The 24962-nt window shown below is 65.1% G+C and carries 16 protein-coding genes; 6 read left to right on the forward strand and 10 right to left on the reverse strand.

Annotated elements, in window-relative coordinates:
- Positions 1 to 10: 10 nt before the first annotated feature.
- Positions 11 to 5125: an InlB B-repeat-containing protein gene (locus tag E4J93_RS02370; protein ID WP_147587888.1), complete on the reverse strand. Its 5115-nt coding sequence runs from the start codon at positions 5123 to 5125 to the stop codon at positions 11 to 13.
- Between the two features lie 469 nt (positions 5126 to 5594).
- Between E4J93_RS02370 and E4J93_RS02375 the strand changes: the two genes are divergently transcribed.
- On the forward strand, positions 5595 to 6632 hold the full coding sequence (locus tag E4J93_RS02375; RefSeq protein ID WP_147587889.1) for a hypothetical protein: 1038 nt from the start codon (positions 5595 to 5597) through the stop codon (positions 6630 to 6632).
- A 77-nt stretch (positions 6633 to 6709) separates the two neighbouring features.
- Here the strand turns inward: E4J93_RS02375 and E4J93_RS02380 are convergent, their stop codons facing one another.
- The 6 genes from E4J93_RS02380 to E4J93_RS02405 all read right to left on the reverse strand — a co-directional run bounded on the left by E4J93_RS02380 (position 6710) and on the right by E4J93_RS02405 (position 14211).
- Complete coding sequence (locus E4J93_RS02380) at positions 6710 to 7714, reverse strand: nucleoid-associated protein (RefSeq protein ID WP_147587890.1); 1005 nt, start codon at positions 7712 to 7714, stop codon at positions 6710 to 6712.
- A 164-nt stretch (positions 7715 to 7878) separates the two neighbouring features.
- Complete coding sequence (locus E4J93_RS02385) at positions 7879 to 8439, reverse strand: PTS glucose transporter subunit IIA (RefSeq protein ID WP_147587891.1); 561 nt, start codon at positions 8437 to 8439, stop codon at positions 7879 to 7881.
- A gap of 222 nt (positions 8440 to 8661) precedes the next feature.
- Positions 8662 to 9612, reverse strand: coding sequence for an L-lactate dehydrogenase (locus E4J93_RS02390; RefSeq protein WP_147587892.1), 951 nt, complete (start codon positions 9610 to 9612; stop codon positions 8662 to 8664).
- Positions 9613 to 9774: 162 nt separating this feature from the next.
- On the reverse strand, positions 9775 to 10941 hold the full coding sequence (locus tag E4J93_RS02395) for a pyridoxal phosphate-dependent aminotransferase (RefSeq protein WP_147587893.1): 1167 nt from the start codon (positions 10939 to 10941) through the stop codon (positions 9775 to 9777).
- A 211-nt stretch (positions 10942 to 11152) separates the two neighbouring features.
- On the reverse strand, positions 11153 to 12085 hold the full coding sequence (locus tag E4J93_RS02400; protein WP_147587894.1) for a 1-phosphofructokinase family hexose kinase: 933 nt from the start codon (positions 12083 to 12085) through the stop codon (positions 11153 to 11155).
- Between the two features lie 101 nt (positions 12086 to 12186).
- Entirely contained in the window at positions 12187 to 14211 is a 2025-nt protein-coding gene (locus E4J93_RS02405; RefSeq protein ID WP_147587895.1) for a fructose-specific PTS transporter subunit EIIC, read from the reverse strand.
- Between the two features lie 255 nt (positions 14212 to 14466).
- On the opposite strand from E4J93_RS02405, the gene E4J93_RS02410 reads away from it, so the two are divergent.
- Positions 14467 to 15351 carry a MurR/RpiR family transcriptional regulator gene (locus tag E4J93_RS02410; RefSeq protein WP_147587896.1) on the forward strand — a complete coding sequence of 295 codons (885 nt, stop codon included), beginning with the start codon at positions 14467 to 14469 and terminating at the stop codon, positions 15349 to 15351.
- A 153-nt stretch (positions 15352 to 15504) separates the two neighbouring features.
- Here E4J93_RS02410 and E4J93_RS02415 read toward each other — a convergent pair whose 3' ends face one another.
- Entirely contained in the window at positions 15505 to 17670 is a 2166-nt protein-coding gene (locus tag E4J93_RS02415) for an NAD(+) synthase (RefSeq protein WP_147587897.1), read from the reverse strand.
- 241 nt (positions 17671 to 17911) lie between these two features.
- Here E4J93_RS02415 and E4J93_RS02420 point away from each other — a divergent pair, with 241 nt between their 5' ends.
- Both E4J93_RS02420 and E4J93_RS02425 read left to right on the forward strand, forming a co-directional pair.
- Positions 17912 to 18808, forward strand: coding sequence for a hypothetical protein (locus tag E4J93_RS02420; RefSeq protein ID WP_147587898.1), 897 nt, complete (start codon positions 17912 to 17914; stop codon positions 18806 to 18808).
- A 90-nt stretch (positions 18809 to 18898) separates the two neighbouring features.
- Positions 18899 to 20428, forward strand: a complete 1530-nt coding sequence (locus E4J93_RS02425; protein ID WP_147587899.1) for a hypothetical protein — start codon at positions 18899 to 18901, stop codon at positions 20426 to 20428.
- A 310-nt stretch (positions 20429 to 20738) separates the two neighbouring features.
- Here the strand turns inward: E4J93_RS02425 and ettA are convergent, their stop codons facing one another.
- Positions 20739 to 22418, reverse strand: coding sequence for an energy-dependent translational throttle protein EttA (ettA, locus tag E4J93_RS02430; RefSeq protein WP_147587900.1), 1680 nt, complete (start codon positions 22416 to 22418; stop codon positions 20739 to 20741).
- A 203-nt stretch (positions 22419 to 22621) separates the two neighbouring features.
- Here ettA and E4J93_RS02435 point away from each other — a divergent pair, with 203 nt between their 5' ends.
- Both E4J93_RS02435 and E4J93_RS02440 read left to right on the forward strand, forming a co-directional pair.
- Positions 22622 to 23482 carry a ThiF family adenylyltransferase gene (locus E4J93_RS02435; protein ID WP_255431880.1) on the forward strand — a complete coding sequence of 287 codons (861 nt, stop codon included), beginning with the start codon at positions 22622 to 22624 and terminating at the stop codon, positions 23480 to 23482.
- A gap of 10 nt (positions 23483 to 23492) precedes the next feature.
- A complete protein-coding gene (locus E4J93_RS02440; RefSeq protein WP_147587902.1) occupies positions 23493 to 24251 on the forward strand; it encodes a TatD family hydrolase in 759 nt (252 codons plus the stop codon).
- A gap of 22 nt (positions 24252 to 24273) precedes the next feature.
- Here the strand turns inward: E4J93_RS02440 and E4J93_RS02445 are convergent, their stop codons facing one another.
- Positions 24274 to 24948: an SGNH/GDSL hydrolase family protein gene (locus tag E4J93_RS02445; RefSeq protein WP_147587903.1), complete on the reverse strand. Its 675-nt coding sequence runs from the start codon at positions 24946 to 24948 to the stop codon at positions 24274 to 24276.
- Positions 24949 to 24962 lie beyond the last annotated feature (14 nt).

A 24962-nucleotide genomic window follows, 5' to 3' on the forward strand; every position in this document is an offset into this window, starting at 1 on the left:
TCCCCTCTCTCTACTTGCGCTTTCGAGCTGCTGCGATCAGCAGCCATGCGCCGGTGACGACCAGGCCCACCAGGCCGGCAAAACCGATAGCGACCATCACGATCGACATTCCCGAGGGCGATACATCCCCCTCGGCGTTTCGGCCGCCGGTGGACGCGGGCGCCCCGGCCTCGGACTCAGACGCAGCCTCGTCCTGCGGGCGGACGGCCGCAGATGTCGACGCAGCGGTTTTCCGCTGGCCGCCAACCGGGCGCCCGACCGGCGCCACGGTACCGCTCGCCTGCGGACGAACCGCAGGGGCAACCGGGGCCGGCGAGCCCGAAGCGCCGGTGCCCCCGTTGCTGCCGGACGGCGCATCCCCAGGCTCGATCGGGCGCTCCGGTACGGGCGGCTGGGTCTGCACCTGGCGTTCGATCCACTTCGCATACAGCGTCATATCGGCACGTACGGGAGCGTCGAAATCCCATGCCGTGCTACAAGCGGGATCGATGTACCAACCGTCGAAATCGTACCCCGCGCGCACGGGATCGGCGGGCCTGGTCACGGCGGCACCGCGCTTCACGTATACGCTTGTCGCGGACGTCCCGTTAGCCGCATCGAAGCTCACGCGCCACGACGGCGCGCCCTTGAGGGCGAATAACGCGCCGGAGTCGTTGATGTAATACAGAGAGCCATCGGCGCCCGCCACCACGGAGCTCATGCAATACTCCTGGTTGGCTTCGGCGGGCGTATACAGCACGTCCACGGCGTCATCGCCCACACGATAGCGATAGAGGCCGCTCGGATTCCAGTTAACCGTGAAATAGACGAACGCGTCACCGTCCTGGACCGATACGAGGGGCGAGGACTGCGAGTACATCGTGGGAAGCGCACCGCCGTCGGTGGTCTTGCAGACCTCGTGCTCGACCGTCATGGTCTCGGCATCGATCACGAATACGGCTGCGTATTTCATGTATTTGCTCGGCCCCTGCGTAGCGGACTGGCCGCACAACACGATCTTCCCGTTCACGATGCTCGGCGTGGACGTGCAATACTTGCCAAACGTCACGCGGGCTACCTCGGAGAGGGTGCCGTCGGCATCCATTGCAAGCTTATGAAGCGTGCCCTTATAGTCGGCGGCATACAGGTAGCCGCCCTCCGCGACGATGGTGGAACGGACCTGCGCGCCAAGTGCAAGCGGCGTGCCGACGGTCGCGCCCGTGACGGGGTCGAACGCGTAGACGTTGCCCGCGTCGTCGCCAACAACCAGATAGTCACCCATCGGCACGGCACCGGCCCAGTAGTAGCCGCCTGCCATCGGTCGCGTAAAGCGCACCGCGCCCGTCGCGATATTCACGCTCAAAAGATAGCCCGTACCCGAACCATCATAGCTGCCGTCGCTCGTGCCGGCGTACACGTAGCCGTCGCGAACAGTGAGCGTGCCGAGCGATTGCTGCTCGACCGTCGAGCCGGACGGCGTCGTAGCGGCGGGCAGGGGCTCGGTCAACCAAGTGGTCGTGAGGGTGTCGACCGTGAGCGCCTGCAAGCGGCCGCCGTGAAGCGGCACGATGACGACGCCCTCGGCATAAACCATGCGCGCGGTGGAATCGATCGACGAGGCGAGCTTGGCTTCGCGCACCGTTGTCCCGGTTGCCGCATCCACCATCAGCAAGCGGTCGGTCGAGGCGATGTAGAGGTAGTCGCCCGCCAAGATGGGGTCGGACAGGTTCTCGCGGGCGCCGCCTATCTGCACGACCCACTTCTCCTGAGCGGCCTCGACGGGCGTAAGGGACGAGGTGGGTTTATTCGAAGTGGTGAAGCTCGGCCACTCGCTGCCCCAATCGGGACGAGCCGCGCCCGCATCGATGACGATGTCGTTCTCGGGCAACGCGGTGCCGGAGCCGTCCACGTAGACGAGCTCGATGGTGTCGCCGTCGGCAACCACGACGTTGTTCGCGTAGTCGCTCGCGTATTCACCGTTGTACAGGAAGCTCCAGTACGACCAGGGAGCCGTATCGGACATGGCAAGGGTGCGCGACCCATCGGGCGTTGTGACGGAATACGGCACGCCGCCGTCCAGGCTATAGCTATAGCCGGCCTCGTCCAAAAGCCGAGCGAAGACATCCCATGCCGTAGCGGGCTCGTCGCCGGGGACGACGACCTCGCGCAACGGGACCCACGTCTGAGCATGGAAGGAACCCTGGGCATCGTGCTCGCTCACGCCCACGATGCGGGCGGTGACGGTCTTCGCTGCGGGGGCATCCGGGTCATCCAGGCCGCTGGTGCCGCGCACGATGAAGGATGCGGACACCTCCTGGCGGCTGAGCGCACGGTACTTCTCGAGAACGACAGGGTCGATCGCGGGATCATCCTTGTAGCGCGCGTAGTAATCGCCGAACCGCTCGCTCGACAAGCAGCTCGTAATGGTGACGCGCGTGTTGTATTGGGGCTGCTTGACCAGGCGCAGCGTCTCAGATTCCACGATAGCGGGCTTGCTGGACTTGAAGCGATCCCACTGCTCGCTTGGACGAGATGGGTCGATCGACACGGCCGCGATACCCGAGGGAACAGTGCCGCCTGCGGAGCGAACCCACGTCAGCGAGCCGTCATCGGCGGCGTGGACGGAGATGAAGCTCTTCAGGTCGACGGTGACGGCGTCAGCGGATGCATTCTCCCCCAGAAGCGCACCGGCGTACGCCTCCTTCACGCGCGCCATCAAGGCGAGCTCGGCGTCGATCTCCTCGGTACCCAAAGCCTTCACGGCTATGTCGAACGAGGCGGAGCGGGCGACGCCGTTCTTGGAAACGGTTACGATCAGCGTATCGTGCGCATCGGGCATGCCGGGCGCGGGGCGGGCAACCACCAGGCGGGCGCCGTTGACGCGGCAGGCCTGGGAGCCGCTCGGGTCCACGGCAAACGCCAGGGCATACCCGGAACCCGTGATGCCCAGGTCGCGACGGGTGGGGAGCTGGATATCTGCCACGACGCACGATGGGTCGACCGGCTGCTTCGAAGCGAAGTCCTTCAGCTGCACGCGGCCGAGGGCGGCGTCGAGCACCTCTTCGAGCGTGGGATCGGAATCGATGGACTTCACCGTGACGGTGAAGTCCTTGGTGGCAACGGGAACCCGCTCGCCATCGGCTCCCTTGTTGAAACGAACCGTCGCGGTGAGCGAAGCCTCTCCATCCGCAGATTGCCGGCGTACCAGGGTGCCATCGGATTTGAGCACGTCCTCGTTGCTAGACGACCAGGAGATGTCGGCCCAGGTCGCAATCCAGTCGTCCAGCACCAGGTCGCGGCGCGCCTCGATGGTATCAAGCTCGTTGTTCGCCGAACCGCCTTCGTAGGCCACGAGAGACGAGGCGCGCAGCTCATCGGCGACGAGCTGCTCCAAGCGCTGCTGGACGCGGTCCATATCCCAACGAACCGTGATGAAGCGCGTCCACGTGGCCGCGCTGCCGCCGCTCTCGATCCTGAAATCGACCTTGACGCTCGCCATACCGGCGGGCTCTTCAACGGACTCGGGATCCTCGTAATAAAACCGAACGGCGCCGTTGCGCTCGCCGGGAGCGGACGAGACGGTCGCACCGCCGGCGCCCTCGGTAGCCGCGATAACGCTCACCGTTGCCGCAGGATAGCCCAAGCGAGCAAGCTCCCGTTCGACCAGATCGCGGACGTTCTCGCTTTCACCGAAAACGGGCGCGGGCACGAAACGGGCGCTATCGAGCGCGGCGGCCGCCGCGGCGGCCGAAGCTCCGGGTAGAATGGGGCCGGCGGTCGCACGCACCTCGTTGTATCCGCCAGCGGAAGCCGTAACCTGCAGCCGCGCGCCGATCATCGTCGCATCGACATGCAGCGTCGCGTCCGTAGCGCCCTCGATGGGCTCGAACTCGCCGGCGGCTGCGCGCGATATCCACCACTGATAGCTTACGGAGCCCGTGGGCGGCACCTTGCCTGCAGTAAGAACGGGCTTCGCGGTGAGGGTCGCACCCTCGACAGTCGTTCCATCGCCGCTCGCGACGATGGAGATGTTCGCCAGGCGCAGCGCTCCGGCGCGGCAGATGGGGCCCATCGTGTAAGAGACGGTGTTCACGCCGGCAGTAGCCTTGACGTTAAGATAGCGGCCCAGGACGGCATCGCCCGCAGGGATGACCGCAGACGGCGCGGTGCCCAGCGCCTGCCCGGTCGCAGCGTCCTTGGACTCAAGAAGCGTCCAGGCAAACGACACCTTGTCGGAGTCGACCGTGGAGCCGTTGGTGGCCGTATCCGCAGGCGATCCACCTGTGATGGCCACCGCCTCCACCGCATCGCCCGGAGCGAGGATGGCGTCGATATCGCCGCTGATCTTGGCTCCGGAACGACGCAGCTCGACACGCGACAAGTTGATAGCGTCCACCGCGTTCACGGGACCAGGCAGGTCGAACGAAGAGAGCGAGCCGTAGCTGCGAGCAGGGCCCCATAGCTCGACATCGCCCGCATTGACCTTCACCGCTATATAGCCGCCCGCGATCTTGGAGGCGAGCTCGTCGGTAAGGAGGAGGCTCTGCTTGGTCTCGCCCTCTATGGGAGCGAACGCGCCCGTATCGGCGGTCTTGGTAGGCGACCACATCCACTGGTATGTCCAACCGGACTCGGCGGGAACGACCCAGTCGTCCCAGTCGTACGCGTTGGCCCACAGCACGGCGCCCGCATCGAGCGCACCGGTGAGCTTGGAATAGCTGTCGTCCTTATCCTTCTCGTCCTGCACCATGATGTAGCAGTCGTCGTCGAGCGCGCGCTCATCCCGCGCGTCCGGCTGCGCGGGCGCCGACGGCACGGCGGCGTCGGAGTCCGCAGCACCAACGGAGGGCGCGGGACTCTCGAGCGACGGAGCCGCAGGCGACTCGTCGGCCCCCTCGTCCACCGGCGCCGAGGGCTCATCTTGCAAAGACGGGCTCCCGTCACGCGGCGTGACGAGTTCCTGGTCGAGAGCCTGGGTGGCAGCGTCCTCGTCCGCAAGGCCGTTCGCCCACAGGACCGCCGGGGTCTGGCCCAGAACCAACGATGAAATAAGTACAGCGGTTATACACCGATGCAGCACCAGGCGCCTGCGGCGCGCCGCATCGGAGCCCGAATCGCCCAAACGAGCGTCGTGCCATCCGAACATAGCGGATCCCTTCTATCCAGAGCCACGCGCCTGCGCGCGCAGATGGGAGGCGATCCGGCTGAGCAATTCGCCCCCATGAACGCCGCCCGATCTACGACGTTTACACCATGGACGCTTGCATCACGGTTACTGGTACAGCTGGGGATTCACACCCCTATTCTCCCAAGCCAGCCCCATCGGGAGGCGAGCTCGTGCGTCTCCGCACCACCATCTTGGCCATAAGTTCATTCATCCTAACATAGCGCCGATGCGATCTTGTGCGCACCGCTACGCGATATCGCAGCTGTAAGCCTAACCTTAAAGATGAACTTGAAACTCTACAGCTGCTCCACATTTCAACAGACGCGCAGGTACAACCTATCCTAAACCTTCAACTTGACCCTTAAACATTGTCTAAGGTTCAAGTTCAACTCTAAACTTGCGCTATACTGCAGCAAGGACGACACGTTGCGATATCAAGGGATGATATATGCACGATTTTGGACACGCTCGCCGGGCGCTCGTTGTGGGCGCGGCCCTTACCGTGGCCCTCTCGGGCACCGCGCTGGCCCCGCATGGAGCATATGCCGCCACCCAGGCCACCGAGGCCAAGCTCAGCGAAACACAGAAGAAGGTCGAGCAATCCGCAGCCGCGTACGACGAGGCGTCGAAGAACGCCAGCGCGCTGCAGGCGAAGATCGATGAGACCGCCGCACGCATAGCCGAGCTCGAGGACCGGCTTCCCGCCCTTCAGAAAAAGGCCGGTATCGCCATGCGCGATATGTATAAATCAAACCATGCCGGCAACAGCTTCATGAGCTTCCTCTTCGGGTCGCAGACGCTTGACGACCTCATCACCACGATGGCCTACCGCGACCACGTGCAAGAGTCCAACCTGGACGCTCTGAAGGCGTTGGACGCCGCGCAGGGCAACCTTGAAAAGCAGAAAATCGAGCTCGAGCAGGCCAAGGCCAAGGCCGAAAGCGAAACCAGGATCGCCGAGCAGGCGCTACAGGAGGCCCAGGCCCTGCGCGAGCAGGCGCAGCAGCAGGCCGACGCCGAAGCGGCCGCCGAGCTCGCCGAGCTTCAGCGGGCTGCTCAGAGCGCGCCCGCGGATGCCCCCCTGCCCGCCGCCCCCGGTGCCGACGGCGTAGACTGGGGCTCCGATCAGGCCGCGTTCGTAGCCGAGTGGTCGGCGCGTATCGATGCCTACCTTGCCGGCTCACCGCTCGAGGGCCAGGGTGCCACCTTCGCCGCCGCCGCGTGGAAGTACGGCGTCGACCCCCGTTGGTCCCCCGCCATCTCCAACACCGAGAGTTCAAAAGGCCGCTACTGCTTCCGCGATTTCAACGCCTGGGGCTGGGGTTCCATGGATTTCGACAGCTGGGAACAGGCTATCGACACGCACGTGCGCGGACTGGCGCGCGGCTACGGCTACACCATCAGCGTCGAGGCGGCGAAGAAGTACTGCCCGCCCAACTGGTACCACTGGTACACCACGACGCTCTCCGAGATGAACCGCATCTAAGATTCAAGAAAACGCCCCCTCGACCGAGGGGGCGTTTTCTCAAGCGCGCGCATCCATTCGCATGAGCGGACATGCCGTCAGCGGTTCTCGATGCTCCCGATATTCTTCAGTGCAAGCGTGATCAAACCATTGGGCTCGTTCACGAACTCGATGTACTCGGGGTTGTTGCCCATCTCCGCCGGGAAGCTGATCTCGATACCCGTGTCGGTACGGATCTTGTGGTTGCGCACGGCCGCGCGCTCTACCTGGGCGCGCTCGACGGGTACCCGCTCGGGGAGCTTCTCCTCGCGCAACGTAGCCTTGATGGCATCGCGGATAACCGGTTCGTCCTCGAAGGCCTCGTCGACGATGTCCCAGGGCGGAAGCTCCTCATCCTCTTCAACGGCCTCGGCAACGGCGGCTTTAGCCTTAGCAAGCGCCACCGCGGTGTTTGCACCATGCTCCTCGGCAACCTGCTCGACGACGCGCGTCACCGTATCGATGACTTCCTTGCCCGACACACCCGTCTCGCACTGCAACAGGCCATCGGGAATCAAATAGACGTCCTCGCCGGCGATCTTACGCTTCTTCTCCTGATAGAACACCTCGAGCGTGCTCGCGCGCACCAACGCGTAGGACGCCACCTTCTGCGAGGGGCTCGGCAGGATGGCATAGTGGCGCGCGATATCGTTGCGCACCTCTCCCCCCTCGCGCGCCACCTCATGCATGAACGCCATGCGGCTGCCCATGAGCATCACGGCAAACCAGCGCACGTCGTCGTCATCCTCGAAATCAGCCACGAACACATCCGTGGACTCCGCCTTCTCGGCCTTGGCGAGTTCGCCGGAAACGAACTCGGCGATCTGCAGCGATAGGTCGATAAAATCGTGCTCGCCAAAGAAGTACGACTTCAGCTCGGAGGCAAACCCGCTATTCTCCGCAAAGGAGCCGCGCCTGTTGTCTCCCGACGTTCTCGCGCGACGCAGATGCGAGGTGACGAACGAGCGCACCGTGCGCGCATCCAGGTCGAGCTCGCGCTGCGAGAACACGTTGACCGCCGACTCGAAGTCAAGAATGTGCAAGATAGCGTGATTGACCTTCATGGGCGCCTTTCTGATGAACAGCGCTGCCGCGCGAAGGCACGGCAGCGCAACGGAGGGTGAATGCAAGGGGGCGAGACGGTGAACAGCGGGACGGACGGCATCCGAAGGCCGACCATAAGCCTGGAAAGCGGGTTCGCGCGCGCTGCGCACACGCTGGAAAGCGCCTATTCCTTCACGATGACCAGCGGATCGCCGACCTTGACAAGCGGATGGCCGGCAAACAGCGTGTTGGACTGTCCGACAAGCTTTACCTTATCGAGCAGCGAGGGGCTCGTAACGATAACGGTGATCACGTCATCGTACCCCGCGGCCTTGATGGCCTCGTCGTCGAACACGAGGATGGGCTCGCCGGCGGCGACGCGCTGCTCGGACTCGACGAGGCGTTTGAAGCCCTTGCCCTCGAGCTTCACGGTACCGATGCCCACGTGGATGATGAGCTCGATACCCGAGTCGGTGCGAATGCCGATGGAATGGTTGCTCACCGTGGTGGCGGCGATGCGGCCCGAAGCGGGCGCGTAGATGACGTTGCCCACGGGAACGATACCGTAACCGCGACCGAAGAGACCGGACGAGATGGTCTCATCGCCTATCTCGGACAGCTCGACCAGTACGCCGTTGATGGGTGCGTACAGCGAATCGGGCCTGGTGGCAAACGTCGCGCTGGGATAATCCCGCTCCTCGGTGGAAAGGCCGAGCGTTTTCTTGATCTTTTCAAACAGCACCATACTACCTCCTGCAGCGTACATAAGCCGCCCGCCCGGGCGCGCTCGCCATTGGATACATGGTACCCAAGCACCGCGCAGGAAAAGGCCAGAATGCCGTACAAGCGCCGAACAAAAGAATAAGCGGACGGCCCGTCGCGCCGGCGACTCCTCACTCCTTCCGTTGGGGATTTCGTCGCCGACGCGATGGCCGTCCGCTCAGCAGACCGCTTGGTAACGAAGCGCCTACGCCTCGAAATCAACCTGCTCGATGACGTTCTTGAGCGCGGCAGCCGAGCGATGGAGCTCAGCGAGCTCGCCCTCATCAAGAGAAACGGGCACGCGGCACTCGACACCGTTGCGGCCGACGATGGTCGGCATGGAGATGGCGATATCCTCGAGGCCGTACTCGCCAACCATGAGGCTGGAGACCGGCAGGATGTGCTTCTCATCGCGCATGATGGCGGTGCACAGGCGCTTCACGGACATAGCGATGCCGTAGTAGGTGGCATGCTTCTTGGAGATGATCTCGTATGCAGCGTTCTTCACCTCGTCGGCGATGCGCTCCTGCGCGGCCTCGTGGTCGAAGTGGCCGCGCATCTCGCAGAAATCGTGCAGGGGCACGCCGGAGACGTTAGCGCTGGACCAGACGGCCAGCTCGGAATCGCCGTGCTCGCCGATGATATAGGCATGGACGTTGCGCGGGTCGACGCCCAGGTGCGCGCCGAGCGCGTCCTTGAGGCGCGCGGAATCGAGGACGGTGCCGGAACCGATGACGTGGCTCTCGGGCAGGCCTGACATCTTGATGGCGGCGTAGGTAAGCACGTCGACCGGGTTGGAAACGATGAGCAGGATGCCCTCGAAGCCCACCTCGCGGATCTGCGGGATGATGGACTTGAAGATGTTGACGTTCTTGTTCACGAGGTCGAGACGGGTCTCGCCGGGCTTCTGGGCGGCGCCGGCAGTCACGACGATGATGGCGGCGTCGGCGGCGTCCTTGTAGTCGCCGGCATAGATCTTCATGGGGCTGGCAAACGGGGCACCATGGCTGATGTCGAGCGCCTCGCCCTCAGCGCGATCGCGATCGACGTCGATGAGGACCATCTCGCTGAACAGGCCGCTCTGCATCAGGGCGAACGCGGAGGAAGAACCAACGAAACCGCAACCGACGATAGCGACTTTCCTGTCATTAACCATGGGTGTTTCCTTCCCTATCGAGACGCGGGGGCAAGGGCGTCGAACCAGCCCGCACCGCTCCTCATATCGAATAACAATTCCGATTGTAGCGCTCGGCCACTGAAAATAAAGAGCCGTATACCGATTTTTTATTGACAGTTTTATCGGTTTCTGAAAGCGGTTCTATCCAGTGATACCAGCTTCGCGAATCGCTTCGACCGCGGCGCGCAGCCCGTCGGGAGGCAGCACGAGCGCCATGCGCACATAGCCCTCGCCATGCGGTCCGAAGCTCGCACCGGGCGTGACGATGACGCCGGCGCGCTCCATGAGCTCCTCGCAAAACGCCATCGAATCCGTCCGGCCGCCCGGCAGCTTGCACCAGATGAACATGGAGCCGTGTGCGTTGGGCCGCTCCCAACCCAGCGACTCGAGTCCCGAGCACAGAGCGTCGCGGCGCTCCTGGTATGCCAGGCGCTGCGCCTCGACCTCGTCGAGAGGACCCTCGAGCGCGGCGATGGCCGCCTTCTGGATGGGCAGGAACATGCCGAAATCGATCTGGCTGCGCAGCTTGGAGAACGCGGCCACCACATCGGCGCGACCCACGATGAAGCCGATGCGCGCGCCGGTGACGTTAAACGATTTGGAAAGGGAGAAAAACTCCACGCCCACCTCGAGCGCGCCGGGATAGGACAGGAAGCTGCCGCCGCGCGGGCCGTCATAGGTGATGTCGGAATACGCGTTATCGTGCACGATCAGCAGGTCGTGCTCGCGCGCGAACGCGATGATCTCCTCGTACAGCTCCGGCGTGCCCACGGAGCCCACGGGATTCGCGGGCAACGATACGATCATGTACTTGGCGCGATCGGCCAGAGCCGGGTCGATGCCGGCAACGTAGGGCAGGAAGTCATGCTCGGCGTTGAGCGGGTAGTATGCCAGCTGAGCGCCGGCGATCTTGGCGCCGGCCTCGAAAACGGGGTAGCAGGGGTCGGGAACCAGAATGGTATCGCCGGGATCGAGCAGCGCCAAGCCCAGATGGCCCACCCCCTCCTGCGTGCCGTTGCAGGAGGCGACCATGTCGGGCGTGATGGCCTCCACGCCGAAACGGCGGGCGTAGTAATCGCACACGGCCTGCTTCATCTCGGGCAGGTCGCGCAGGCTGTACTTCCACATCTCGGGATCGGAGGCCGCGCTGGTAAGCGCATCCACCACATGATGGTACGGCGCGAAATCGGGCGTTCCCACGGACAGGTTGAAGATGGTACGGCCCTCCGCCTCGAGTTTGAGGCGCTTGTGGTTGAGCGAGGCGAAGACCTCTTCGCCGAAGAGGTCGAGCTTATCTGCGAACTGCATGGGAATCCCTCCTATATTCGAATCCTACCGAACCGACCGATAAGACAGCCCATATCGATGAGCGCCGCGGAATGCCCGGAACAGCGAAGCACCTCGGAGCATGCGGCACATCCCCATTATGCGCCAGTTCACGCAAAAGCGCCGCCGAGGAACGACGGCGCTTTTGCGGACATCTTGAAAGCAAGGCGCATGCGAACGCCACGGCGGGGCGCTACCGCACCCGGCGGACGAGGATACGGGGCTCGTACGCGTCCACGTGGGCGAAGTCGCCGAGGCCGGCGCATTCGACGACGTTGGCGCCGGTGGCCATGGATCGCCGCAGGGCATCCTCGACGCGCGCGGGCTCGGCGGCCCAAACGGACAGGAAGGCCGCGAGCGAGGAATCGCCGGCGCACACCGTGGAGAGGACCTGGACGTCGAACGTGCGGTTCGCGAACCACAGGTGCTCCCCATTCGAGAAATAGGCACCGTCGCCACCGAGCGTGAGCAGCACGTTCTTGACTCCGCGCCCGTGGAGCTCGCGCATGGCCGCCTCGACGGACGCGTCGTCTCCGCCGGACACCTCGATGCCGAAGATGTCGCGAAGCTCGTCGTCGTTGGGCTTGATGAGCAGCGGGCGCAACGCGAGCAGATCGGCGAGCTGGGGGCTGGAGATATCGAGCACGAATTCGGCGCCCCGTGCGCGAACCCGCTCGATCACCCCGTGCAGGAAGCCTTCCGAGGTATTCGGGGGCAGCGAGCCGGAGATGACGAGGCAATCGAGCCCCTCGAGCCCGTCGATCAGCTCGAACATGGCCCGCTCGTCCGAAGCATCGATGGCCGCGCCGGCGTTCACCATGTTGTACTCGGTATCGTCGCCGGCGTTCAGGAACACGTTGACGCGCGTGATGCCCTCGGTCCACACGGGATGGACCTCGACGCCGCGCTCCCGCGCGCCCTCGACGATGAAGCGCCCGGAGAAGCCTGCGAAGAACCCGAGGATGGCCGTGGGGATCCCGAAATGGTCGAGCGTGAACGAGACGTTGAGACCCTTGCCGTTGGGCGTGTAGACAGCATCCCTCGTGCGCGTGACGGTGTTGGGCGAAAGCCCGTCGGACGAAACGTTGTAATCGATCGCGGGGTTTGCCGTAAGCGTATAGATCATGAACTCCTCCTGACAAACAGTCCGCTTCCATGATCGGAAGCTCTAGGGGCATGCCCGCCGCGGCAGCGAAACCGGGCGGGCATGCGGTACGGCTCAGCGTGCTAATCGAGGCGGGCGTTGATCAGCTCGGCGAGGCGAGCCGGGTCGGACTCGGCCTTGAAGGCGGCGCGGAAGGAGTCGTCGGTGAGGGCGGTCGCCACCTTGGAAAGGATCTGAAGGTGGGAGGTTCCCGCCTCGGACTCGGGAACGAGCAGGGCGATGGCGCAGGTGACGGGGGCGCCGTCGAGGGTCTCCCAGGAGGCGACGGGGCCATCGGCCTTGAGAACGAGCACGGAGGCGCGCTTCACGGCATCCGTCTTGGCATGGGGAATGGCATATCCGTCTACCATGCCCGTGGTGCCCTCGGCCTCGCGTTTAAGGAAGGCGGCACGCAGGGCAGCGGCGTCGTCGACGATCCCCTGATCGACGGCTGCGGCGACGATCGCATCGAGCGCCGCGTCTCGATCGAGGTCGCTCGAGGCGAAGAGGACGTTCTCGGCGGAGACGAAACCATCGGCAGCTGCCTTGGGAGCGACCGCGACGGCCGTTTCCGCGGCGTTCCCAGCGACGACGGCGTCGTCAGTGGCGGAAGCGGAGCGCTGCTGCTGGGCACGCGTCCACTCGCGCTTCTTGAAGATGGTGAACAGGATGCCGCCCACGACGGTGCCGGCGAGGATGGCGAGCACCCACTGGATGCCGCCGTCGACGACGGGCAGGACCAGGAAGCCACCGTGGGGGGCGGGGACGTGGACGCCGAGCAGCAGGGTAAGGACGGAGGCGATCGCGGCGGACAGCATCATGATCGGCATGACGGGCCAGATGTTCTTGGTCATGAACGGAATGGCGCCCTCGGTGATGTGCGTGCAGCCAAGGATGATGTTGACGATGCCAGCGTCGTGGTCCTCCTGGGAGAAATACTTCTTGCCCGCGATGACGGCGAAGCTCGTGACCAGGGGCGGAACGATGCAGGCGGCGGAAACGGCGGCCATGAACGCGGTGCCGTCGGCGTAGGCGTCGGTGCCGACGCCCGCTTCGAGGCCGGCACCGAGCAGCATGGTGCCGGTGACGTAGGCGGCCTTGTTGACCGGACCGCCCATATCGACCGCGCACATGCAGCCGATGGCGATGCCCAGCGGGATGGCGCCGGCGTGCTGCAGGCTGCGCAGGAAGTCCATCATGGCGTTGTTGATCGTGACCATGGGGCCGGAGATGCCGAGCATCACGAGGCCGACGATGAGTGTGGAGAACAACGGATAGAGGAAGATCGCCTTGAGGCCGTTGAGGTTGGCGGGGAGCCTGGAGAAGACCTTCTCGAGCAGCACAATCACGTAGCCGGACAGGAAACCGCCGACGATGCCGCCGAGGAAGCCGAAGCCCACACCGGAGCCGCCCGCATCGATCATGCCGGTCGCGGCGTTGACGGGCAGGCCCTGGATGGCGATCATACCGGCCACGAAGCCGGGCACGAGCGCGGGACGCTTGCCGATGGACTCGGCGATATAGGCGGACAGAACGGGAACCATGAGGTTCATCGCGATGCCGCCGATGATCTTGAGCATGGCGGCGAAGGAGTTGTAGTCGGCCGCCGTCGAATCGAACGAGGTGATACCCCACAGGAACGACAGCGCCGTGAGAACGCCGCCCGCGACGACGAACACCAGCATGTGGGACACGCCGTTCATAAGATGCTTGTAGAGCTGGTGGCCCAGGGACTCCTTCTCGGCAGCCTCCTCGACCGCGACCGCCGCGGCCGCGGCAGCCGGATCCGCCTTCGCGGCAAGCGCCGCGTCGATCAACTTGCCCGCGGCCTCGACGTCGATAGCCTTCGACACGCCGACGGACACCATCGGCTTGCCCGCGAAGCGCTGGGCCTGCACGTCCTTGTCCGCCGCGACCACGACGGCGCGCGCGCCGGCGATCTCGACCGGCGTCAGCGCGTTCTCGACGCCGACCTGGCCATGGGTCTCGACCTTGATGGTAAGGCCGCGCTCGGCCGCGGCCTTCTCGAGCGCCTCCTTCGCCATGAAGGTGTGGGCGATGCCTGTGGGGCAGCCCGTGGCAGCAATGATGTCGAACGTTTCTGCCATGTTCCCTCCCTATACTCGTGCGCCCCGATCGGAGCGCTCCTTCGTCCCATATGGGGCGTTTATCGACAACCCGAATGTAGCATGACGTATTTGACGGGTTTCTTTCATGTTCCTCATCAATTGTGAAAGGTACTTTTGAGTCGGTGAACGGTATGAAACTTCCATTCATTGGTTTATTGATGAAAGTCATTCGTCAAATGGAACATGATTCGCTATGCTTCTTATTGGAGAAACAAGATGTCAAAAGGAGCCGTCATGTCGGGAGCAACCCAACAAGCACGTACCCACGAGCAGCCGAGCGCCCTGCCGCTGATCACCTCGTCCCGCGATTTCCTCGGCAGCGAGCAGCGCATCGTCGACTTCATCCTCGGCAACACCGACCATGCCCCCCATATGACGAGCGCGCAGCTCGCCCGCGCCAGCAAGACCTCGGAAGCCTCCGTATCGCGTTTCTGCAAGAAGCTCGGCTTCAAAAACTATCGTGCGTTCCAGTTCTCGCTCGCTCACGACCTCGCCACGCAGGCGGACGACGTGCAGATCACCCGCGAAGTCTCGATCGACGATATCGCGCAGTCGATCGCCAACATCAAGAACGCGAAAAACCGCGAGATCGAGTCCACCCTCGAAGCGCTCGACGAAAGCACGCTTCGCCGGGTCGTCAACCTCTTCGCCGAAGCGGGGACGATCCTATTCGCCGCCGTCGGCAACACCACGGCGGTCGCCATCGACGCCTCGATCAAATTCGGCCAGCTCGGCCTTAGGAGCATCGCCAACACCATCACCGAGAGCTCGACCTCGCTGGCGCTCACCCTGGGCGCCGGAGACCTTCTGGTGCTCATCTCGAATTCGGGAAAATCCCAGCGCCTCCAGCGGGTCTTGCACGCCGCCCGCAACGGCGCGTGCACCGTCATCCTCATCACGGGCAATACCGCGTCGCCGCTTGCGCGGCAGGCTGATATCGTGCTGCAGACCGTAAACTACGAGGCGCTCCTCACCACGGCCGACTTCACGTTCTCTAAAATCCCCGCCACGCTCGTCATCGAGGTGATCTACAACTTTCTCCTGCCGCTCATGCCGGAGGCGCGCGACGCAATTAGCGGATACGAGGAACTCATCCAACCCGATAAGGAGATGGAGTAGCAAGGCGGCGCGCTCGAAGCGCGCGATAGGCCCCGCCATGGCAGCGGCGGCAATTCCCCACGGGAAGAGGGCGGCGCCGGCGGAAGGTTCGTCGTTCTCAAGATGGAAGAGGCGCCCGCACGAGCCAAGCGGCCCTGCGGGCGCTCCATTTCCCTACGCCAGCGCGTCGACCTCGGCGAGCCATAGCGCCGCGGAGGCGTCGCTGGGCATGCGCAGGTCGCCGCGCGGGCTCACGCTCACCGAGCCCACCTTGGGACCGTCGGGCAGACAGCTGCGCTTGAACTGCTGGGCGAAGAAACGGCGGTAGAACGTGCGGAGCCAGGCCAGGATGACCGCGGGCTCGTAGGAGGGCTCGCCGTCGGCGGGGGGCTCGGCGAACGTGCGGCGGGCCATGCGGTAGATCTTGGAAGGCGAGAAGCCGAAGCGCAGCATGTGGAACAAAAAGAAGTCGTGCAGCTCGTAGGGCCCCACGAGCTCCTCGGTGCACTGGGCGATCCGCCCGTCGCCCGTGGGCGGCAGCAGCTCCGGGGAGACCGGGGTGTCCAGGATGTCGCGCAGGGTCTCGGCGGTATCGCCGCCGAAGACGTCAGCCGCATGGGCGACCAGATGTCGCACGAGGGTCTTGGGCACGCTGGCGTTCACGCCGTACATGCTCATATGGTCGGCGTTGTAGGTAGCCCAGCCCAGCGCGAGCTCGGAAAGGTCGCCCGTGCCGATCACGAAGCCGCCAAGCTCGTTGGAGAGGTCCATGAGAATCTGGGTTCGCTCGCGCGCCTGCGCGTTCTCGTAGGTGACGTCCGTGACAGCCGGGTCGTGCCCGATGTCGGCGAAATGGCCGCGCACGGCATCGGCGATGGGGATCGTGCGGAAGTCGACGCCCAGGTGCTCGGCGAGTCGCTCGGCATTGGACTTGGTGCGGCTCGTCGTGCCGAAGCCGGGCATGGACACGGCGTGGATGCCCGTGCGCGGCAGCCCGAGCGCGTCGAAGGCGCGAACCGTGACGAGCAGGGCGAGCGTGGAGTCGAGACCGCCCGAAAGGCCGATGACGGCCGAGCGGGTGGACGTGTGCGCAAGGCGGGTCTTCAGGCCCGCGGCCTGCAGGTTGAAGATGGTCTCGCAGCGATCGGCCAGGTCGTCGGCGCCAGCGGGCACGAAGGGCTTGCGTGGTGCGACGCGGGAGGTCTCAAGCGCGGAATACAGCAGCGGGTAGCCGCCGAACAGGCGCGCGGCGCCCTCGGAATCGGGATCGACGGACGCCTCGAGCGCAGGCGCGCAAGCGGCATCGGCCGCGTCCCCAGCATTGCCGGGAGATTCCGCGTCCGCCGTGCCGCCCTCGCACGGGCAGCCAGCGCAGGAGGCCGCGCCCGCGAACGAGAACGACACCGCCTGGCCGCACGAGGGGCCAAGGGCGGACGGGCCCCACGTGGTGGAGCGCCGGCGCTCGGCCATCAGGCGGTCGAGGTCGACATCGGCCACGACCATATCGCAGGTGAACAGATCGGTGGAGGCGAGCAGCGAACCGTTCTCGGCGATTAGGTTTTGACCGGAGAAGACAAGGTCCGTGGTGGACTCGCCCTCCCCCGCGTTCGCGTAGGCATACGCGCAGTACAGGCGCGCCGACTGGCCGCATACCAGGTCGCGACGGTAAGCTGCCTTGCCGATGACCTCGCTCGAGGCGCTCGCGTTGAGGATGACGGTCGCGCCCTGGCCCGTGGCCATGTCGGTCGACGGCGGAGCGGGAACCCACAGGTCCTCGCACACCTCGACACCGATGGCGATGTCGCCCAGCCCCGTATCGGAGCAGCGATAGACGATGTTCGAGCCGAGGGGCACGCTCGCGCCGAGGAACGGCACCCAGGTCACGTTGAGGGGCGCGGGGGCGAACCAGCGGCGCTCGTAGAACTCACCGTAGTTGGGAAGGTGCTGCTTGACCGTGAGGCCCAGCAGTTCGCCGGCGCAGCACGCGGCGACGCAGTTGTAGACCGCGGAGCCGACGGCCACGGGAAGGCCCACGGTGAAGAGCATGGGCACGTCGGCGGTATCCTCGAGCAAACCCGCCAGCGCGACCTCGCTCGCGCGGATCAAGGTGCGGTCATGGAACAGATCTGCACACGTATAGCCCGTAAGGCAGAGCTCTGGTAGAACCAGCGCGCCCACGCCCTCGCGCGCGGCAGCGTAGACGCACTCGAGAATCGCCGCGGCGTTGCCGGCGACATCCGCGACGCGGATCTTGGGCGTCGCGGCGGCGATACGGAAGAATCCGTCGCCGGCGCCCACGCCCGCCTGGCCGCACGGCCCGTAGAAGAACAGCTCGTCCATGAAGGCTCCCATCTAGATAGTCAGCTTCTCTCATTATACGCGCGGGCACCCCGTGGCGCGCAGGGCAGCCGTGCGCCGGTGCAAGACCGCATCCGCCATTCTCCACACGCTCTCCTTGTGTGTTGCTTCTTTCTGTTAACGCGTACATTCGCGTTCCACCGGGCGCCCACGGGTACCAAAATAGCGAGACCAAAACCAATTTGCATCGGACGGCCCCGCCGCCCCAACCATAGGAGCACACATGGCATCGGAATTCCCCAAGTACACCGACCAACAGCGCACGCGCGTCGTAGCGCAGGGCAGCGTATACACGCGCCCGCGTGAAAACGCATCGATCGGAAGCACGCAGCCCATCATGAAGCAAGAGGGCCTATTCGCCGGCATTTCGGTGCCCCAGGTCCTGGCAAGCGCTGCGGCGGCGGCCACCTCGATGCTGCTGGCCTCGAAGATCGGCATCGCCGGCTCGGTGATCGGAGCCGCCGTAAGCTCGGCGGTCACCATCGTGGCAACCCAACTGTACCGTCGCGCGCTCACCGCGGGGGCCCGCAAGCTCCATACCGTTTCCGCCGGCTCCGCCGAGCGGGCACCGCAGGCCACAAGCGCCGCGCCCGCGTCGCAAAACCCCTATCTGCGCAACTCCGCGCAAGGCGCGCGCCTCGCGCCAACCAAGCTTCAGGCACGGGCCGCGGCGCAACGCGCGGCGACCCAACGAAAGATCGCGGTCGCCTCGATACTGGTAGCCGCGCTCACCGTCGGCCTGGTTTTTGCCGCCATCATGCTGGGGACCGCGGGAGAAGGCCTGGGAACCAAGCCCGCGCCGTTGCTCGCGCAGCATGAAGCCACGCAACAGGCCAGCGGTGACGATCAGGCGTCCATCGATCCCCCGGCACCGGACGCCGCCCCGCAGCCATCGACGCCCTCGACGGACGCCCCGACTGCGCCCGATGCCGATAGCGACCAAGCAGCAGAGGCAGCTCCCGACGACGGCGCGGCCGACGGTTCGGCTGACAGCGCACCGCAATCCGGATCATCCGCCACCGACACCGGGTCGACCGACGCGGTCCCCCCATCGAATACCGCGGCGGACGGGTCGTCCGAGCAGGCGGCGCAGCCGACGGATGGCGGCGTCACCCGGTAAGCGGTTTGGCAGCGCGTCGTAGGGCGCGGAGCCACGTGTCTGCATGCGATGGTACTATTCGTATAGACCAAATCTACGAAGGAACAGACCATGGCACGCAATCAAACCAACAAGCCCGGCCTCACGCCCGGCAACGTCGTATTCCTCTATGGAGTCCTGCGCGATGCGCTCGGCACGGGCAAGCAGACGTTCATCACGCATGTGGAAACGGCCCTGGCCGACAAGCGCCTAACCGCCGCCGACCTCGGCTTCGATTCCACCCAGGAACTCCTGGAGAGCCTTGGCGATGGCATCAAGCTCACCATATTCAAAGGCGGGCGCCTGTACGCCACGGTCGTCGAGCACCCGGAATGGGATGCCGCGCTCGCCGGAGCAAGCAAAAAAGAAGAGCGCAAGCCGGGCGCGAAGGGCAACAAGCCCTGGAAACGCAAGAAGGGCGACAAGGCCATCAAACCCAGCTGCCCCAAGCGCGTCAAGCGCGAACCCGAGCCGAAGGCCGAAGCCCATACGGCGGTCGCGCCCGCATCCAGCGCTTCCGTAGCCGATACATGCGGCGACGCCGTCGAAGTCGCCGCGGCCGCGCAGGCGACGGTGGAATCGCCCGGTGCCGACGCGCACGCCGGCACCGTCACCTCTAGTCGTGCTGCAGAAACCGCGGCGACGCACGACGGCCAGCCGCATCGGCTTCGAAACGCCAATTTCTCGCTCGAAGACGAGGAGCAAAGCGGCAAGCCCGACGACACCGAATCCTCTGATGCGGTCGACTCGACGGGCACGCCCGAATCAGATGCCGCATCCGGTACCGAGCCGTCCATCGAGGCCCAGCCGGAGCCGAGCATCGCGGTAACCATTGTCTACGACCCTTATACCGGCATCGACGAAGAAACCGTCATCAAGCCCACGCCCGGCGCATATGTCCCCGCTCAGCCCGATATCTTCATCGGACAAGCCGCCATGTGCCCGCCCCCCGCGCCCGAACCCGCGCAGGACCGCCCATCCACCCCTGAAGCCGCCCGCGCGGCAACAAAGGGAGCGTCGCCCGCTCCGGAAACCATGCACGCCCGGGCTTCGCGTACGCCGGCAGGCACCGCTTCGGCCGCGATGGCGGCACCCGCTCCCGCAGCAAGCTCAATCGACCCATCGACCGCCGCGCCGCTGCCGCACGAAGATCCCCAAGCAGCCAAATCGGAATCGCATCACGACGCGCCCTCCAATACCATGCCCGCCGACGCACTGGCTCGTCCCGACGCCAGCCGAGAGCTGGAAACATCGACCGCGCGAATCGGTGCGATGGAGGAACGTGCCGCCGATCGACCGCCGCTACCCGACGATTTTCCCGTCGATTTCGCAACCGACGTCTATTGCCCCGGACCGCAGCTCCATCAGCTCACGCTGCTGTATCCCTTCGGCGCCGACGTCCTGGGCATCGTGGGCGAGTACTTCCACCTCTCCTGCGAGCGCGGCGATATCGTCGCGAACCGCCGGCGCGCCTCGTTTAGCATCCGCTACCTCGATAACCGAGAGCGCAAGGAGGCGTTCGTCCGCATAACGCATCGGACCCAGGCCGGCACCGGCCCTCTCTGGTCAATCAGCGCCGTAGAGATCCCAGAGGAAGCCTAGCAGCACCTCCCGCGATGCGCATCTTCGCAGCAGGGATTCCCCAGACGACCATTGCACGCACGCGGCGGCGCTGCGCGCACAAACGCACAAGCCCCGAATCGGATCGCCCGCACCGATTCGGGGCTTGATCTATTCTGTCTGAAATTCCATGGGCAGCACCGTCGAAAGCGCGTTCGAAGCAACGGTTCCCGCAAAATCGAAGCGGTGCCGGGCGGATGCATGCGCACGCGCGAACGGCTGCCGTGCATCGACCCTTCCCCAAGGCCGAGCGCGTGCGAGCAGTGTGCACGCACGCGCCCATTCCATACGCCTAGTCTCGCGTGAGCTTGCGGCGGATGCGGTGCGGCTTGGCGGCATCCTCGCCCAGACGTTCGATACGGTTCTCCTGATAGGACTCGAAGTTGCCTTCGAACCAATGCCAATTGCCGGGATTCTCGTCCGTGCCCTCCCACGCAAGGATGTGGGTGGCCACACGGTCAAGGAACATGCGGTCGTGGCTGATCACGACGGAGCAACCGGGGAACTCGAGCAGAGCCGACTCGAGCGACGACAAGGTTTCGACGTCGAGGTCGTTCGTAGGCTCGTCGAGCAGCAGCAGGTTGCCGCCCTGCTTGAGCGTGAGCGCGAGGTTCAGACGGTTGCGCTCGCCACCGGACAGCACCCCCGCGCGCTTCTGCTGGTCGGAGCCCTTGAAGCCGAAGCTGGCCACATAGGCGCGGCTGGGCACCTCGGACTCGCCGACCTGCATGATATCGAGGCCGTCGGACACGACCTCCCACAGATTCTTATCCGGGTCGATGCCCGCGCGGTTCTGGTCGACATAGGAGATCTTGACGGTCTCGCCGATCTCGAGGTTACCGCTCGTGAGCTCCTCCAGGCCGCAGATGCACTTGAAGAGCGTGGACTTACCTACGCCGTTGGGGCCGATGACGCCCACGATGCCGTTGCGCGGCAGCGTGAAGGAGAGGTCGTCGATGAGCACGCGACCGTCGAACTCCTTGTGCAGGTGCTCGGCAACCAGGACCTTGGCGCCCAGACGAGGTCCCACGGGGATGCGGATATCGGTGTAGTCGAGCTTCTGGCTCGCGCGAGCCTCGGCCTCCATCTCCTCGTAGCGAGCCAGACGAGCCTTGTTCTTGGCCTGTCGGGCCTTCGGAGAAGAGCGAACCCAGTCGAGCTCGGCCGCCATGCGCTTGGCAAGACGCTCGTCGCGCTGACCCTGCGCGGCGATACGTGCCGCCTTGGTTTCCAGATAGGTAGAGTAGTTGCCCTTGTAGGGATACAGGTGGCCGCGGTCGACCTCGCAGATCCATTCGGCAACGTGATCGAGGAAGTAGCGGTCGTGCGTGACGGCGAGCACGGCGCCGGGATAGGTGCCGAGGAAGTGCTCGAGCCACAGGACGGACTCGGCATCGAGATGGTTGGTGGGCTCGTCGAGCAGGAGCAGGTCGGGCGCCTCGAGCAGCAGCTTGCACAGGGCGACGCGACGGCGCTCGCCACCGGAGAGCACGTTGACCGGCGTATCGGAATCGGGAAGCTGCAGGGCGTCCATGGCCACGCCGAGCTTCGAATCGATATCCCAGCCGTCGGCCGTATCGATCTCATCCTGCAGACGACCCATCTCGGCCATCAGCGCATCCATGTCCGCATCGGGGTCGCACATCTCCTCGCTGATCTTGTTGAAGCGGTCGACCTTGGCAAGAATGTCGCCAAACGCCATGCGAACGTTCTCGATGACCGTCTTGTCGTCATCCAGCGGCGGCTCCTGCTGCAGGATGCCCACGGTGTAGCCGGGCGTGAGGCGAGCGTCGCCATTGGAAACCTCCTCCAGGCCAGCCATGATCTTGAGAAGGGTGGACTTGCCCATGCCGTTGGGGCCCACGACGCCGATCTTGGCACCGGGATAGAACGACAGCGTCACGTCATCCAGGATGACCTTGTCACCATGTGCCTTGCGCGCCTGGTACATCTGGTAGATGAATTCCGCCATTATGCTCCTTTTACCTTGTGCGAACACATCTGAACGTGCCCATTGTCGCATGGACTGCGCTGATCGCGCAGCAGGCGCACGGTAAAACCATGGGCGCCGCGGCACGGCATACCTATAATGGTTTCAACCGCGATCAACGGACCGCAGCGACCGCGAACGAAAGGATGCCCGTGACCACTCCCCGCGAAGACGACCAGAGCACCATCCCATCGGCTCCCTCCACGGGCGCGACCGCGCCCGAAACCGCCAAGACCAAACTCGAGGTCATCTTGGGAGCCGACGGCGTATCGCGCCTCGAGCAGGCGCGCGTGGCGGTCTTCGGGTGCGGCGGCGTGGGATCAAACTGCATCGAGGCGCTCGCCCGTGGCGGCGTGGGCACGATCGCCATCGTGGATAAGGATGTCGTCGCGCCCAGCAACATCAACCGCCAGGCCATCGCCTACCACAGCACCGTCGGACGGCGCAAAATCGATGTCACCCAGGCCATGATCGCCGACATCAATCCAGATTGCCGCGTCATCGCGCGCCACGCCTTCGTGCTCGCCGAGAACATCGAGGAGCTGCTTGCCGAGCTTGAAGATGCTTGCGGGGGCCCGTTGGATTACATCGTCGACGCCATCGACACCGTATCAACCAAGCTCGCCATCGCCAAGCTCGCCGAGGAGCGCGGACTGGCGCTCATCAGCTCGATGGGAGGCGCGAATAAACTGCATCCCGAATGCCTGCGCATCGCCGACGTGCATAAGACGGTCAACGACTCGCTATCGCGCATCATGCGCAAGGAATGTCGCAAGCGCGGCATCAAGCACCTGCGCGTCCTCTATTCCTGCGAAGAACCCATGCATCTGAAGGCCCGCGAAGGCGCGGCGCGCAGCGAGCGCAGCGATCTTGGCACCGCGAGCTTCATGCCGCCCATCATGGGGCAGATGATCGCCGGCGAGGTTATTCGGCAGATCTCCGGCGTCGGCGTCTCATCCGACACCGCCTCCGCCCTCGCCATGCACGATGCCGCGCAGCGCGGCGTGCTCGGCGGCCGCAAGGGCGGCAGCAAGAAGAGCTCTTAGGGAACCGCGCATGCAACGGCTCTTCGACATGCACTGCCACCTATCCGCCATGGCCAACGCCGACGAGGTGGCGCTCGATGCGGCGAGGCTCGGTATATCCCTGATCAACATGTCGGTCTCCCCCGCCGATGCACGCGCGGCGGAACGTCTTGCCGCCCATGGGAACGTCCGCCTTGCCCGGGGCCTGCATCCTTGGTGGGTGGCGGACGGCGCGGTCGAGCTCGACGAGATAGAGCTCGCAGCCGACGCATGCGCCGCTTCAAGGTTCGTCGGGGAGGTCGGCCTCGACTTCTCGAGGGCGCGCGAGAAGAGCGCCGAGGCCCAGATCGAGGCGTTCGAGAAAATCGCCCGGGCTTGCGAGGCCCGCGCTGCCGAGGGCAGGGTCCTATCGATCCACGCGGTTCGGTCCGCGGGGGCCGTCCTCGATATCCTCGAGGCCCATGGCATGGCGGGAGGGGCCGCCTGCATCATGCACTGGTTCTCAGGCACGAGCGACGAGCTCGCCCGGGCACGAGACCTGGGCTGCTACTTCTCCGTCGGAGACCGCATGCTCGCGACGAGGCGGGGCAGGGAGTACGCCAGGCAGGTACCCGCCGACAGACTCCTCCTCGAGACCGACGCCCCGACATCGTTCGGCGAGGACGGCGCCGCCGGGGAGATCGAGGCGCGCCTCCTCGCAACCGCTGCGGCCCTGGCCGATCTGCGCGGAGAAAAAAGGGAGCCCCTCCTCGACCGCATGGCGCGGACGAGCGAGGAGCTCCTCGGGTAGAAAACGATCGCGGACGCAGTCCCTATTGCCCCGCAAGGGAGACGACGACGTCGGCGAGGGCCCGCGCGAGCGCGCCATGGCCCTCGGGCGACAGATGGATATGGTCCACCGGACTCGGCTCGCATATCTCAGACGCGTCCAGGAACGCACACCCCTGCTCGTCCGCGATGACGCGGTACGCCGTCGCGACCTCATGCGACACCGCCACCGAGCGCATGTCGAAGGAGGATAGGACCACGTCGCGGATGCCCTCGCCGATATGCGGGGGCGAGACGATGACGATCGACGGCCGACGGCACCCCGGTGCCCAGGGGAAGCGCTTCACCGCGAGCACAAGCGACTCCACGCCCCGCGCGATATCGCTCGCAGGCAAGCCGAAGCACGTCTTCATATCGTTGGTGCCCAGCATGATGATGACGCAATCCAGCGGCTGGGCGCTCCCCAGGGCGCACGCGAGGGCGCCCATGCCGCACAGACCGGGCTCGAAGGGGTCGTCGTGCACCGTGGTGCGCCCCGACAGCCCCTCCTCCACGACGCGCCAGCCCGGTCCGAGCAGGCGCTGCATCGTCCCGGTCCACCGCGTTTCGAACGGATAGCGGGCGCGATCTCCGGCGGCCATCCCGATCGGGTCGTACCCGAACGTGTTGCTGTCTCCAAAGCAGAGCACCGTCTTCAAGGCGCCCCTCCCCTCCATCATGGCACCGACCCTCC

Source organism: Collinsella sp. BA40, assembly GCF_008014645.1.
Classification (GTDB): Bacteria; Actinomycetota; Coriobacteriia; order Coriobacteriales; family Coriobacteriaceae; genus Collinsella.